This window comes from Runella defluvii (assembly GCF_014195535.1).
GTDB classification, from domain to species: Bacteria; Bacteroidota; Bacteroidia; order Cytophagales; family Spirosomataceae; genus Runella; species Runella defluvii.
On the sequence record NZ_JACIBY010000033.1, the window covers coordinates 16,366 to 31,768 of the forward strand.

General features: G+C 47.3%; 6 protein-coding genes. 2 read left to right on the plus strand and 4 right to left on the minus strand.

Features of this window, described 5'->3' with window-relative positions; genetic code table 11:
• Positions 1-179: 179 nt before the first annotated feature.
• The 3 genes from FHS57_RS31025 to FHS57_RS31035 form a co-directional block, all read right to left on the minus strand.
• The gene (locus FHS57_RS31025) at positions 180-7,457 is read right to left on the minus strand and encodes a SpvB/TcaC N-terminal domain-containing protein (protein WP_183980602.1); all 7,278 of its coding nucleotides are present in this window, start codon (positions 7,455-7,457) and stop codon (positions 180-182) included.
• Positions 7,450-9,789, minus strand: coding sequence for a tetratricopeptide repeat protein (locus tag FHS57_RS31030; RefSeq protein WP_183980604.1), 2,340 nt, complete (start codon positions 9,787-9,789; stop codon positions 7,450-7,452). Before FHS57_RS31030 ends, FHS57_RS31025 begins: the two co-directional genes overlap by 8 nt.
• 68 nt (positions 9,790-9,857) lie before the next feature.
• Positions 9,858-13,121: a DUF7151 family protein gene (locus FHS57_RS31035; RefSeq protein ID WP_221225782.1), complete on the minus strand. Its 3,264-nt coding sequence runs from the start codon at positions 13,119-13,121 to the stop codon at positions 9,858-9,860.
• Between the two features lie 58 nt (positions 13,122-13,179).
• On the opposite strand from FHS57_RS31035, the gene FHS57_RS31040 reads away from it, so the two are divergent.
• Positions 13,180-13,380 carry a hypothetical protein gene (locus FHS57_RS31040; protein ID WP_183980609.1) on the plus strand — a complete coding sequence of 67 codons (201 nt, stop codon included), beginning with the start codon at positions 13,180-13,182 and terminating at the stop codon, positions 13,378-13,380.
• Positions 13,381-13,415: 35 nt separating this feature from the next.
• Complete coding sequence (locus FHS57_RS31045; protein ID WP_183980611.1) at positions 13,416-14,819, plus strand: AAA family ATPase; 1,404 nt, start codon at positions 13,416-13,418, stop codon at positions 14,817-14,819.
• 104 nt (positions 14,820-14,923) lie between these two features.
• Here the strand turns inward: FHS57_RS31045 and FHS57_RS31050 are convergent.
• Positions 14,924-15,403: T9SS type A sorting domain-containing protein (locus tag FHS57_RS31050; protein ID WP_183980613.1), on the minus strand; the 480-nt coding region annotated here is incomplete at its 5' end.

The window sequence follows — 15,403 nt, forward strand, 5'->3', positions numbered from 1 at the left end:
ACTGTCGGTTGGTTAGGGTACTGAGCGGCCATTGCAATGACTAAAACATAATACCGATTGGTCTTGTGTTGTGGGTTACAATTAAGATTTGCTTGACCTCAATTAATATTTGCTCAACTTCAAGACTTTTTATTATAGGTTTCCAATGTTTTTGGGTAGCGTGGGCGACAACGGCTGGTTTATCTGCGCAATTTTATATCTTCTGCTATTGTACGTATAGCATTACCGTGTGTTTTACTAAGCATCAGGGTTCTGTCAGTATAAGTTTGGAAATAAACTGACCTTCGATAATTATCAGTAGGAATATTTATAGCCATCTTTATTGCTTCTACATATTCAACATTATTTCCTTGAGAAAATGTTTTTGTTTTCATTTTAAACTCTATATTTACATTAAAGGCTACTCCTGAACCTTTAAGTGTCTTAATTGCGCCTTCAATTGGTATCATCGCTGTATTCAAAGCATGTGGGCCTGGCTTCAAATTATCCAAAACGTTATCGCCACCAATGCAACAAGCTTGAATATGTAAAACTTCTGTATTACGAGGATAGTCCGCTCTGTCAATACCACATATTTGGGCTAAATTCACAGACCTGCGCTCTCTTCCTGTTTGTACATTTTGTTGCGAGAATTTTTTACTCACACGTGTACTTTTTATAGCATTATAGGCATGTTCATCAATTATCAAATTTGTATGTTGGTTGTTGTCATGGTCTATTTCTCTAGCGTACCCCCCGCCTTCAGCCTTTGTATCTTCCATCCTTACATTTAATGTATTATCTCTCATATAGTACATTCTTACCTGTTTCCGGGTACCAGGTAACGGTATTGCATTTCCATGTCGACGAGTAGTTAAATTTGCTGGATTATTATCAAGAAAAGTAGAAATATTTTCCAGAATTTCGTATGCATTGGTTTTATTTATAAGGTTTGCAATTGAAAGAAGTTTGCTCGTACCCTTAGACTTTGTTTTTGCTGCTAATTGTTCTAGTCTTTGTGTAAAATTTTTTTTAAGATCTTCATTTATCTTCATCTTTTTAAGACTAACTAGGGCTTTCACAGCTTTCTTTTGATGGGGACTCTTAAGACAACTGATCGGTGGTGTTGAGTTATAATTTTTAGTTTTCTTTGTCCCCCTTGACGGCTGCGCCACCAACCCCAACACATCCACCTTTCCAATCGGATCATTGCCCACAAAAGCATAGAGGTTAAAATCGTCAATGGTGCCTGCCGGGTCGGGTTTGGTCCAGCGGCAAAGCCAGGGGGCGTAGTAGCGGTAGCCGTAGTAGTACAGGCCAGTGGTATCGTCTCGCTCCTGGGCGGAGTAGCGGTACTCTTTGGTGCTGTCTAAGTTTGCAGGGTCGTAAGAAAGCACCGTATCGCCAAAGGCACTAAACTCCTCGTAACTAATGATGTCGCCTGCCTGGTTGGTTTCCAGCCCTACGCTGTTGAGGTGGTTGGCGTGCTGGTAGCGGTACAGGATGCCGTCGGCAGTCACCTGGCCCTGTGCGTCGGTGCTGTACATCAGCACGCAGTCGTGTTTTTGCACGCCGCCTACGGTCAGGTGGTGGCGGGTGGTGGCATTGGCACCCGTTTTGGTGGTGCGGCGGTAGCTGCCTACGTAGCGTTTGTCTTCGGTATTGATGGTGCTGCCATCTTCTTTCCGGCGCACCGTCACTTTGCGTACCCGTATGCCCGAGGCGTCATAGACGTAATACTCCAGGTCATTTTTGCTGGCATCGCCTCGGTCAACCAAGGTAGCCGTCGCAATATTGCCGAGCGTGTTCCAGGTGATTTTTTGCGAGCCTTTGCCGTTGATATTCATCATCTGCCCGGCCTCGTCGTAGGCCATGTGGGTAGGCTCTTGCCCTTGCTGGTATTGGGTTATACGGTTGCAGCCCTGTGCGATGGTGTAGGTGCGGGTAAAAGCCCCGTCACCGATGCGTCGTAGTTGCGTGAGGTTATTGCCTTTGTCGTATTGGTAGTTTTCGGTGTAGTTGCCGAGCGCTTGCAGGTCGGCAGCATGGTAGGTTTTGGCCTGTCCGAGTTTTTCGTGCATCTCTTTGCTTAGTGGCGCTTGGGTGCGGCTGAGTTGTATGCGTCCGGTGGCGCTTATGAGGCGGTATAAGGCATCGTAGGTGTAGGTATTGCTCGGGGCAATCTGTTGGTTATGGTAGAAGGCCTTATCTGTCACGTTGTTTTGCATGGTGGTGATCAAGCCCGTGGCATCGTGCCAGAAGGATTGATTCTGCAAAGCGTTAGTTCCCTGCTCCGATTTTATTTGTTTGATCTCCCGAGTCAGGGCGTCGTAGGCGTGGGTGGTAGTTACACCATTGCTGAGGTTTACCTGTACGAGTTCGCCGTATTGGTTGAGCAGGCAGTCCGTTACGATGGGTTGCGTTTTGCCCTGTACGGTTATTTGGGACTCTCGGCAGCTGCCCATCATGCCGTAGCGCCAGGTGGTTTGGCTACCATCGGGCAGGGTTTGGGTCAGTGGTCGCCCTGCGGCATCAAAAGTAGCCTTGGTCAGGAAGACTTCGGTTTCTAATTCACTGGAAGCTGGGTTTAATATTTTCCAATTGGCATCCGTTTTGTAGTCCGTTCTAAACTTGCGGGTGCTTTGTAGCGCATGCCCGTCAAAGGTAAACTCGGCGTTTTGCACCAAGCCGGCATTGTCGTACAGGGCCAGGGCTTGCCCTACGCTGTTTTTGTTTTTTAATTCCTCGAATTGATCTGGTGTAGTCGCCTGATTTTCAGCATAAACGGCTGCCGTGATGGTGTTGGTTGATCCACCATCGGCTTTGGTAATCGCATGGGCCAAGGGGCGGTGCAAATGATCGTAGGTCATCGTATGGCGGTTGCCCAAGGCGTCCCAACTCATCAGCGCATTGCCTTGCGCATCTGCAAAACTGCAAGTTTCGCCCGCATCGGCACTCCAGGACCGAGCCATACCGCCCGCTATCGGGTAATGGTGTCGAAAATTGTAGGATTTATTCGTTTCGGTCTGATTGGCTTCGTTGAGGCGTGCATCGGCTTGCTTCAGCACCCTACCTTGAATATCAAAGGATTGCCACTGCACCAATAAGTTAACGTCTTTTGCATCAATATCGGCGGCGTTTAAGTGTTCTTTGGCCCAGTCAATACGTGGGGCATCGCTGCCCTGCGTATTAATGGCATTGCTGGATACCGCCAAAACTTGCCGTCCCAAACTATCTATCACTGGCGTATGGGGGGTATTGTAAAATGCAATGCTTTTTTCCAAAGCATCCTTCTCTTCATTGCTTAGCGTCAGGGTACCGTCTTTGTACTTTTTGTAGTACACTGATTCCAAAACGGTATCGCTTTCGTCAAAATGTTGTGTTTCCCAGGCATTGAGTATCAGGGTGCGGCTGAAAAAGCCCTTGGGTGTATTCACCTGGTAGTTTCTACCCGTGGCGTCGTACAAGAAGGTAGTGGGCGGTGGCAGCGTTTCTTTGATGCTGTCGTGCCAAGCATGATCCGGTAGGTATTGCCAGGTATCCGCTGCAAAAGGCAGGTAACTGGCCGTCACTTCGCCTTTGGCATTGTAGATGACCCTGCCTGATGCGAGCCATTGATTGGCCTTGGGGGTTTGGGTGCCGCCTGAGTTTTCTACTTTAATATCGCCTACAAAAGCTCTTGACTCAATTGCTCTACCCAGGCCATCGCTGTACGCAATGGCACGCTGAATATCTTTCTCTTCGGTGGTTTTATACACCGTTCTTACAAGCGAAAGCGCAAGGGCGGGAGTCCATTGCTTCGTATCAGCATCATACTCCGGAAACCGGTAATAAAAGAAACTACCCGCCTGTTGGATGTAACTCAGCGGATTGGCAAAAACATCGGCTATCTCCTCCACGGCCTTGGGTTGGTAGTCACTCAAAGGGGCATCTCCATGGGTGGTGCCGTCCTTTTCATAAGAGGCAGTGGCAACGACCATCCCGAGTTCGTCGGTGAGTACTTCGGACGTATTGCCATTGGCATCGGTCATGCGCCAGGGCGCGAGGAGGTGATAATCTATTTCGGCAGCGGTGGTGAGGTTGACATCGTTGTTGAGGCGTGTAGCCGACGACACTGGCAATAACCAATAGGCATCATACGCTACACTGCTTTCGGTGTAGAGGTAACTGTTTTTATCCGCCCAATCATAACTTACGGTATCAAGCAGATAAAAACCCGCTTGTTTTTGATAATGCGCTACGGCGGTTCTTACCCAGTAGTAACCACCATCGAAGACGTAACTTGCTTGCTTGCAATCATCCTGCGATATTTTACCACCCAAAATATCTTCCAGGTTTTTGTCGTCAAACACGATGCTTTCGCTGTGATGCGGCAACACAAGGGTCAATGCACTCGTATGATCCCAAATGGCAGTTTGGTTAGCATCCGCCCAATAGTTGCTGCGTTCCCACGAGAGCAATCTGGCATAAGGCGACGTACCAATCGGGTCTGAGTAATTGATAACATTCGCAAAAGCTATATCAACTAAAGTTTTTAGTTCCTCGTACGCATAATAATTGCCATTTTTAGGTGGCGCAAAATTGCCTATTTCATACGATTTACCTTCCAATGAAATACCAATATACCTGTCGGCGGCCGCTTGATTGTACACGCCATGCTCCGAAGCCGCAATATGCAACACACCTTGCTCATCAATGAGCGTCTTCCGGCGTGGATAGGCCACCGATGCGTCACGCAACACGTGGAGGTACTCATCCACCGCTATCACGGCATGATGGCTTACATGGGGGTCGTCGGCTTGCTGTTCATAATTGACCGCGATACTTTCGTTGGTGTAGGTTTTAAAAACGCCTTTGGAAGTAGATGTAGATGCTTGCGTTTGCAATACTGTGGTGCAACTACTCGCTGTACTATACGGACAAGGGTTTGTAATTTTCGAACCCGTATAATCTGTTTGATACACTTCGGCGTGTAGTTCGCTGCCTGCAAGCGCAAATAAGGCTTCTGGGTTGTTTTCAAGCCCATTTTCTATTACTCGCAACGGCAATATAGGAGCATTTTTATCACCTTGATAATATTCATTCTGTACAGCGCCCTGGCCCAAGCCCAAATGAAACCAGGTTTTGTGCAGGGTGTTTTGCAGTTCATTAATTTTCTTGGTAGCATCCAAAATATCGTATTGCCATACGTTGCCAAAGCCCACGAAACTATGCTCGTTGGGATCGTAATACCCGTTGCGATAGGTGTAGGCACTGGTAAAGGTAGAATCACTGATCGCATCGTATATGCTGCTCGTATTCAGGACGATGGTCGGGAAAGGCAGGCGGGTTTGCCAGGCACCGTCTGACTTTTGGAGCAAAAAATAATCCGTGAGCGAACTCTTGTAGGTCAGCGTGCTGACAAGCCCCATATTGTTGTTGATGGTACGCAACAAAAAGGGTTTACAGCAGGGGCTGTTGTCCGCATCCGATTTGAGTTCGCAATAATAATGGGCTATATCGTAGTATTTCTCACCAAACACATGTGGGCTTAGTTTGGAAAATACCAGACAGGGGTTGCCATTACCGATTACATCGTGAAACTGCACGTGGTCGAATTCAGAGTAATGAAGTTCATTCGGCAGTTTAAACGATACAGAATCGGTAAAACCATTGCCATTCTGGTTGAAATATATCTGAATACGGTCGGGGAATAGCAAAACAATATCACTTGTACCCGAGCCGTTGACATCGGCCAAAATCAATCGCTTGCGCAAATCAATGCGTTGGTTTTCAATATCAAATTGCGGTATATTGACGGTTATCTTTTTTCCAAACTTGCCATAGCCGAGGCTTGGCCAAATCTGCAACTGGCCATCTTCTATTTTTATCCGATGCGACAGCCCATCACCAAAGAAATCTGCAAAACCGTAATAGACATACGGATTGAGTCCGTTTTGATTTTCGGCTTCGACGCCATTTGGGTTTTCCAACTCCTCTAAAATGCTGCTCATGCCAGCCAGCCCTTCCGAGGCCCTGAAATAGATTTTTTGGGGCGAGATAATGAGCTGGTCGGCACGGTTTCCGCCGGATACATCTACATGCTCGGTGCGGTAGGGAATGTGATTGACCTGCTCTTGCGAAAAGGGCGTGAAAGCACCCCAGTCGGACTTGTTGAGCGGGAAATAGCCGCTATTCTGAGCATATTCAAACTCGATTTGGAGTTCGCCATTGCCCTCCAAGCTCACGAGATTGAGCGGAATATGCGGGTTGGCAAACTGATTGGGCAAATGCAGCATATCCGTATCAGATGGATTTACTGCTGCACTTTTACTGTAGGTACCGTTGCCTTTCGGGCGGCTGTAATACAAAGTATCGGCGTTACGATACATCACCCCCGCCATCCCTTCTTTATGGAAGTCAATAAAATTCAGGAGCTGATTGATTGGGCCATTATCGTCCACAATTGGCGTAAACGTCAATTGTTTTCCATTTAAATCAGGAAAAGAACTAAACTCCAAATCAATAGAGGGCAATGCCTTAAAAGTATAATCATGAACTTTGCCTGTCGCTTTCTTCAGGGCATATTCCGTCACACGTTTCAAACACGACAATTTACTATTAGCATCTGTGTTGTACTCAAAGGTGGTACAATGCGTAAAAAATTCTTTTGGATCTTCTTTTTCAAAATAATGCTGTACAAAAATATTTTTAATCAAGTATTCGGTTTTAACCAAAAAACCCGCACGATGATTAGATAAAATAGCTGGGTGTTTTGGGGCATCTTTCAGTGCCTTTACCTCATTGATAGTGAATATTTCATCATGTTTGATATAGCCTATTTGTCCGTAGTCGATATATACTTTAAAGGCAAAGTGTTCTGCTTCATTGAGCGTATAGTTGCCGTATTCGATAGAAGTCAGGTAGCTGTTTGCATCACCAGAGGCTTTTTCGTAGTTGTATTTAACTTTATTTCCATGCGCATCAGTTTGCTCTGAAATCAGCCACTTATAAATTTGGTCAGCATTGTCGGGATTGACAATTTGAGTATTGGGCGACGAGCCATAGATTGTTACCGTATTATCGTTACTTCTTACCTGCCAATACACATTTCCCCCATTCGTTATTTTTTTTTCAATCAAGGCAAACGAAGCCTGGTGCCGCTCCAAATAAACAGTATTGGAGCCGGTTTGTGGCACCAGTTCCGTGTCATCGAGCATGTACACATCCGTTCCGTCGTATTTGGGCAATGCTCGATTGGTTTTAATACTCACTGCCGATTCCGACAGATGGAAGCCGATGCCGAGCAGTCCGTTCCCACTACCCGAACTATAGCCCACCGACAAAGAGGGGCTAATCCCTCGTCCTGCGGGTAGCGGAAGCGGAATACCCAAACTAGCCGTACCCGTAAACGCTTGGGCGCTAAAGTTCTCGTCGGCGCCTCTGACCGAGCCACCTCCTTGGGGAAGTTTTATTTGCGGAGTATTGATATTATTCATACGTACTTGCCTTTACTTTGAGTAGCTCATTTTGGTATTCCCTTACTTTATCGGGCTTACCCTGAATGGTGTAGTTTCTTACCAACAAATCCAGTGTTTTGAGTAGGGCATCCCGCTTCAAAACATTATTGCCTGGCAGTTTTTTTTCTTCTGCCAGTACTTCTAGTAGTAATTTTTCAGCCAGCAACAACCCTGATTTTTGGGTGGCATCCGCAAAGGCATAGCGTTGCCAGGCCGTTGCCAAGTTTTTTCTCGTATCTCGGTCGTTGGGGCGCAATGACAAACTTTTTTGTGTGTAAGCGATGCTTTTTACAAAATCTGGCTTCATGGAATAGGCCGTACCCAATATCATGAAGGTTTCGGCATTTAGGGAGTCCAGGGTAGTTGCCTTTTGTAAAAGCTGAATACTTGCATTGATGTCTCCAAATTTTTCGCCTACTATCTTACCTAAACCCGTATAGCAGAGCGCCGTCAGTTTGACGATGACCGTATCCCTGCCTGCGGGTCTATACTTATATGCCTGTTCGTAGGCCAACAGCGCCGTATTCAGGTGGTTTAGGTTTTCATCTGGTGTTTGACTTTCGATTCCTCCCAAAAATAGATGCGCATTGGCAATTTGAAACCAGGCTTCGTTGCTCATGGGGTGTATGGCCAGGGATTTTTTCAAGAGGGGTAGCGCCTGCTTCACCAACTCCGCCTGCTCCGCTTCGGTCTCCTGCATGACAGCCTTTTTTTGTACTGCCGATAACCCTTCGATTTCTGCCTCTTTTTCTGCTCGGATACGGATGGCTTTATTGATGAGCTGGCTGGCAAGGTCGGTGGTGATTTTTCCACTGTTCACAGACACAGTTATGTCTTTTGAAAACAAGGTTAAATCGTCTTTCCAATCAAAATTTCGCTTGAAAGTCAAAACTGCATAGACGCATACCAGCGCACCTACGCCCAAGTAGATTGTTTTGACTTGGATTACTTCTTTTTTTCCACTCCATTTTTTTCCAAAGTCATACAGACCACTGGCCACGATGATACAAAACCCCAATGACGGCATAAACATAAAGCGTTCGGCCATATTAGTTCCGATGGGGAAAAGGAGGTTTGATACTGGCGAAAAAGTAATGAGGTAATACAAGATACCAAATGCGACGATTTTCTTTTTGCGAATGTGGTACAATGCCCAACCCAGTAAACAAACATGAAGAATGACTGAAAAAAGCACCCCAATATCCGTAAAGGATTTGATGGCGATATGCCTTGGATAATAATCTACCGTGAGCGGGTAAGGGACTGCCAGCAATTGAAGATACTTGCCCCAAGTATAAAAATTGGTAGCCAGCTGATTGCTGTAAGGCATTTTGACAAAGGTATTCGCACTGGGATTAGTAAGCCTCTTAATATCCGAATTGGGCATCAAAGGTGTGTATTGTGCTGTAGGGTCTAAGACCAAAAACGGGTCGTTCATCAACTCCTCGGCTACTTCCCCTTTGTTGGGTTGATGCAATACCGCCGACCTCGCCCCCAAAAACAGGAGGAGTGGCAACAACAAAGGGGCCGTTAGTTTGATGATACTTTTAGGGTTGGCGTCCGTAAAAAACCACAAAGCCAGGGGGATTACGGCCATGAAGGTGACCGCATTTTCTTTGGCAAACAAAGCAAGCGTATAACACACGAGCGCCCAAGGCATGAATTGTTGTGGGGGCTGATGGGTATCTTCGCTGCGATGCTGTAAATAGTGCCTTATTACAAAATAAAGCGTGGCCACCGAACCCAGCATGGCCAGTATTTCGTCCAATCCTTTGACATTCGCAACGGCCTCGGTATGCAGTGGGTGAACCGTATAAATCAGTGCGCTTACCAATGCCAAAAACTCCGCCTTCCCTGAATTACTCGCCTGCTTAGCTCGGAATAACAACAGTAAGGTTCGGTACAGCAGCAAACAAAGCAAACCGTACCATAAGGCATTAAACACATGCAGAATATGAGGAAACAAGGTCTCTTCACTCAAATCCTTGATCCTGTAGCCTGCTTTGTCTATTGCTGCCTGCTCATTGGCGCCTTTTTCCGCAGGTGCTAATACTTCTGCCTGCACGGCGAAGATCACTGGCGATAAGGGGCGATACCTGCCCCCCTCTACAATATTCATATCCTGCCCATAAAACCCTGTAAAGGCTTCTTTGCTCAAGATATCTGGTATGCCCGAAAGCCCTCTTTTTACAAAGCTGTTTTTGTGGATGGAGATACCGTCGTCAAGTGCCCACTTGTTCGGTAGGGTATTGGCATAGATTAAAAGGGCAAGGGCGAAAACCACCCATTGTACCTTTTGATATTCTTTCACAAAATTGATCATGATGTTTGCTGTAGTAATGTAACGACGGCTGGTACCCTCACCTCTGCTGCTTCAGGTTAATTCAATTTGACAACCTTTAACCGGGTACTCCCGTTGGTGTTTAGTGGCGCTCCTTGGCTGGTACTGTTTGAACCACCTCTTATGACAAAATACTCCCCGGCAGTCATATAAATTACTTTTTGCAGTTGTCCCCTTCCCTTGAACGGACTTTGGAACGTAAGATTACCAGCAATGCCGAAACCAAAATAACTGGTTGCGGCATTCCCTCCACCATTCATATCGATTATTGGGTTACATGCAACTGAGCCTCCGTCAGACATCAGTTCAACATCTACCAAGTATAACCCGGTACCAGTGGAGCCTACGGTGAACCTGTTATCAGAAGTCCAGGTATTGCCATGGGTCAGCGTTGCTCCGGTGCCATTTGCACTTCCCCAGCTAATAATGTCGGGGAGCACCGTCGAGTTGCCAAGTGCAGTGGTCTGTGCAATGGTTTTGGATATCGAAAGCTGTAAGGTAACGCCACTGCCGCCAGAGCTCGATCCCCACGAAAGCGTACCTGCCCCATCGGTCGTGAGTACCTGTCCGTTGGTACCCGTGGTAGTCGGATAGGCATTGCCACCGAGCGTGGCGGTACCGGTAGCGGTAATGTTGGTAGCGCCAGTGATGGCATTGCTGTTCATGTTTAGGTTTGTTGTGGCAGTATGGTTGCCGAGGTTATCTGCACCGCTTGGCGTTACCCATTGAGTATTGTAGTCGGTGCTATTTACCTTAGAGAGCACTTGCCCAGCGGCACCGCCAGTGGGTACGCCTTGGCCCGCAGCCCCAGCTGGACCCGCTGGGCCTGTAGCACCCGCAGCCCCTGCTGCGCCGTTGCAAACGTATTTGGTCAGAGCAGAAACGATTTCACCTGCATCCAAGGTACTGTTATTGTTGGCGTCGAGACCGTATTCAAGTTTTACGCCACCCGTAGCGCAGTTGGCACCCGCATTTTCGGTGGTGGTTTTTACTAAAGAAGAAAAGCCGTTGGTTCCTGCAGCTCCTGCCGCGCCTGTAGCCCCTGTTGGACCCGCAGCGCCTTGAGCTCCCGTAGCGCCTGCTGCTCCTTGAGCCCCTGCTGCGCCGTTGCAAACGTATTTGGTCAGTGCAGATACAATTTCTCCTGCATCCAAGGTACTGTTGTTGTTGGCGTCGAGCCCGTATTCAAGTTTTACTCCTCCTGTAGCGCAGTTGGCACCTGCGTTTTCGGTGGTGGTTTTTACTAAAGAAGAAAAACCGTTGGTTCCCGCAGTACCCGCAGCTCCTGTTGGGCCAGCTGGGCCTGTAGCTCCTGCTGCGCCTTGTGCCCCTGCTGCGCCGTTGCAGACGTATTTGGTCAGTGCAGAAACGATTTCACCCGCATCCAAGGTGCTGTTATTGTTGGCGTCGAGTCCGTATTCAAGTTTTACGCCACCCGTAGCGCAGTTGGCCCCTGCATTTTCGGTGGTGGTTTTTACCAAAGAAGAAAATCCGTTGGTTCCCGTTGGACCCGCTGGGCCTGTAGCACCAGCAGCGCCCGTAGCCCCCGTAGCCCCTGCTGCGCCGTTGCAGACGTATTTGGTCAGTGCAGAAACGATTTCACCCGCATCTAAGGTACTGTTGTTGTTGGCGTCGAGTCCGTATTCAAGTTTTATGCCACCCGTAGCGCAGTTGGCCCCTGCATTTTCGGTGGTGGTTTTTACTAAAGAAGAAAATCCGTTGGTTCCCGCAGTCCCTGTAGCTCCTGTTGGACCCGTTGGGCCAGCTGGGCCTGTAGCTCCAACAGCGCCTGTAGCGCCTGCTGCTCCTTGAGCCCCTGCTGCGCCGTTGCAAACGTATTTGGTAAGAGCGGAAACAATTTCACCCGCATCCAAGGTGCTGTTGTTGTTGGCGTCGAGTCCGTATTCAAGTTTTACGCCACCCGTAGCGCAGTTGGCACCTGCAGTTTCGGTAGTGGTTTTTACCAAAGAAGAAAATCCGTTGGTTCCCGCAGCTCCCGCTGCCCCTGTTGGACCTGCTGGGCCTGTAGCTCCGGCAGCGCCCGTAGCTCCCGCTGCTCCTTGAGCCCCTGCTGCGCCGTTGCAAACGTAATTGGTCAGTGCAGAAACAATTTCACCCGCATCCAAGGTGCTGTTATTGTTGGCGTCGAGTCCGTATTCAAGTTTTACGCCACCCGTAGCGCAGTTGGCACCTGCGTTTTCGGTGGTGGTTTTTACTAAAGAAGAAAATCCGTTGGTTCCCGCAGCTCCCGCCGCTCCTGATGGACCCGCTGGGCCTGTTGCACCAGCAGCGCCTGCTGCTCCTTGAGCCCCTGCTGCGCCGTTGCAAACGTATTTGGTCAGAGCAGATACAATTTCACCCGCATCCAAGGTACTGTTGTTGTTGGCGTCGAGTCCGTATTCAAGTTTTACGCCACCCGTAGCGCAGTTGGCCCCTGCATTTTCGGTGGTGGTTTTTACCAAAGAAGAAAATCCGTTGGTTCCCGCAGTCCCTGTAGCTCCTGTTGGACCCGCTGGGCCTGTTGCTCCTGCAGCGCCCGTAGCGCCTGCTGCTCCTTGAGCCCCTGCTGCGCCGTTGCAAACGTATTTGGTCAGTGCGGAAACAATTTCACCCGCATCCAAGGTACTGTTGTTGTTGGCGTCGAGTCCGTATTCAAGTTTTACGCCACCCGTAGGGCAGTTGGTACCTGCGTTTTCGGTGGTAGTTTTTACTAAAGAAGAAAATCCGTTGGTTCCCGCTGCACCCGTAGCCCCTGTTGGGCCCGCTGGGCCTGTAGCTCCAGCCGCGCCTTGAGCCCCTGCTGCACCGTTGCAAACGTATTTGGTCAGTGCGGAAACAATTTCACCCGCATCCAAGGTACTGTTATTGTTGGCGTCGAGCCCGTATTCAAGTTTTACGCCACCCGTAGGGCAGTTGGCACCTGCATTTTCGGTGGTGGTTTTTACTAAAGAAGAAAATCCGTTGGTTCCCGCTGCACCTGCTGGACCCGCTGGGCCTGTTGCACCCATTGCGCCCAAAATAGACCAAGAACCATTGTAAAAATAAAAGCCAGGTGTATTGTCGGTTTGATAAATCATTAATCCCGTGGCAGGAGAAGCAATGAGATCTCTTTCTGCTTTAGTCATGCGGGGTATGAGCATCCCTTGAGTGGTAGATTGTACCTCAAGGGCGGCCGAGGCGTGGGGGTTGGTAGTACCTATCCCGATGTTGTTTTGACCCATCGCATCGACAAAGACACTAAAAAGGATTGCAGAAACTAAAAGCAACCTTTTCATTGAAAGCATAGCAAACGGAGTTGACATTATTTTTTTAGCGTTTTATGAGACTTTGTTAGTATGGCCACAAACATATAGCAATAAAATGGATGAAAAATACCTGCTAGCAGGTATTTTTTTTATCAAATATTTTGCTAATGAAACGGAGTTTTTTGAAATTTTTTTTCGCGGTGATGGGGCAGAGGGGCAAGGTCAGGGTAAATGGGCTAGGTGCGGAACGCCGCCCGACTCAGCGACATCTATCGGAAAAAGTATAAATGTCGCTCAAAATCAATATAAATTTTAGCGACATCTAGTATATTTGTGTCAAATATACTGATAATGAACATAATAGGTAGAATTGCGGAGATTCGAGAACTGGATGAGCTCATGGCTTCTAAAAAGTCAGAATTTGTGGTAGTGTATGGGAGAAGGCGAGTGGGAAAAACGTATTTGATTCGGCAATACTTTGGTAACAAGTTTAGTTTTTATACAACGGGTTTGGCGGAGGGAAAAACGGATGTTCAGTTAGTCAATTTCAATGCGGCCCTCCGACAAAGCCCTTTTTATGAAGAGCAAAAAGAGGCCACCAATTGGATGGAGGCTTTTCGGTATTTGATAAAACTATTGGAAGCCACTCCTGATGAGCAAAAGGTGGTTTTTATTGATGAATTGCCCTGGATGGACACGCGAGATTCGGGGTTGATTTCGGCGATTGATTTCTTTTGGAATAGTTGGGCCAGTGCCAGAGATGACATCAAATTTATTGTGTGCGGTTCGTCGGCTTCTTGGATGATTGATCATCTTTTGAAAAACACCAAAGGACTTTACAACCGGGTTACGAATCGGATAAAATTAAAGCCCTTTACGCTGAAAGAAACCAAGGCGTATTTGACGGCAATGGGTGGCCACTATGACCACTACCAAGTGGTAGAGTTGTACATGGCGTTAGGGGGGATTCCTTTCTATCTCAACTTGGTAAAAGTCCAAGAAAGTGCTTCTCAGAACATCAATAGGCTGTTTTTTGGGGAACAAGCCAAATTGAGAGATGAATACTACCTACTTTTTGCCTCACTGTTCAAGAACTATCAGAAACACGTTGCCATCATCAATGCCCTTGCTCAGAAGAAAAAAGGGCTGTTTAAAAGCGAAATTGTGAAGGTATCCAAAGTGAAAGACGGCGGTACACTCACCACTATTTTGAAGGAATTAGAAGCCAGTGATTTTATCAGGAAGTATAATATGCCTGGGCAAAAAGTGCGGAATATCATTTATCAGTTGACAGACAATTTCACGCTTTTTCATCATAATTTCGTTGAAAAATCAGCTAGAACAGACGATAATTTTTGGCTCAATACCATCAATACGCCGTCGTATTATGCCTGGGCAGGCAATGCTTTTGAGATAGTATGCTTACTGCACAGCCAGGAAATAAAAAAAGCCTTGGGGATTGGGGGAGTTCAGACAGCTACCTATGCTTGGTCTAACACAAAATCACAGATTGACCTCTTGTTTGACCGAAAAGACAACGTAATCAATCTGATAGAGATTAAGTTTTCGCACCAGAAATTTACTATTACCAAAGACTACGAAGCCAAATTACGCAACAAAGTGAGTGAGTTTAGAGAATCCTACAAAACGAATAAGGCCCTTTGGCTCGTGATGCTGACAACCTACGGCTTGGCTTCGGTAACCCATGCAGGAGTAGTGCATGATAGCTTAGAGATAGAGGTATTGTTTGAGTGAGTTTGCGCTCAACCAAGCATTTCCTCCCATCGGAGATGCACTGCTTTTGGCAGTACATCCCGACGAGAAGTTGAGCTTAAACATCACTTACACTCCTGTAAGTATTATTGCACCTTCACCACCTTCAAAGTAGCCTGCTTTTCGCCTGCATTGACCTTCAAGAAATAGATTCCGTTGGTCAATTCGCTGACGTTAAACTCTTCTTGGTGGGTGTTGGTTTCGGGTATAAAACTGCGTTGCAACATGGCGCGTCCCGAGGCGTCCATTAGGCTTATGTTTACTTTTTGGTCTTTGGCATCCGATACTTTTAAACGTAGTACACTCGAAACAGGATTCGGCATGATTTCCGCAAAAGTAAGTGGATTTAGATCCCTACGGGATGACAAATTGTTGTCCGATGCGACCCTTGCTGCCCCAATTCCAACGCCATCTTTCGATTGGATTCTGAACCAGTATTCTTGGTAAGCCAGCACATTTCCTTGTGATTTGCGAGTTGCAGGATAAATACTACCCCAACCTTTCATGTCCCAATAACGAATACCAAGTTTGTACAAACCTTTGGGTAACCCTGTGTCATATACGTT

Coding starts and splice junctions, on each gene's coding strand:
- FHS57_RS31040 (WP_183980609.1), top strand. CDS start 13,180: ATGGATGAAAAATACCTGCTAGCAGGTATTTTTTTTATCAAATATTTT.
- FHS57_RS31045 (WP_183980611.1), top strand. CDS start 13,416: ATGAACATAATAGGTAGAATTGCGGAGATTCGAGAACTGGATGAGCTC.
- FHS57_RS31035 (WP_221225782.1), bottom strand. CDS start 13,121: ATGTCAACTCCGTTTGCTATGCTTTCAATGAAAAGGTTGCTTTTAGTT.
- FHS57_RS31025 (WP_183980602.1), bottom strand. CDS start 7,457: ATGAATAATATCAATACTCCGCAAATAAAACTTCCCCAAGGAGGTGGC.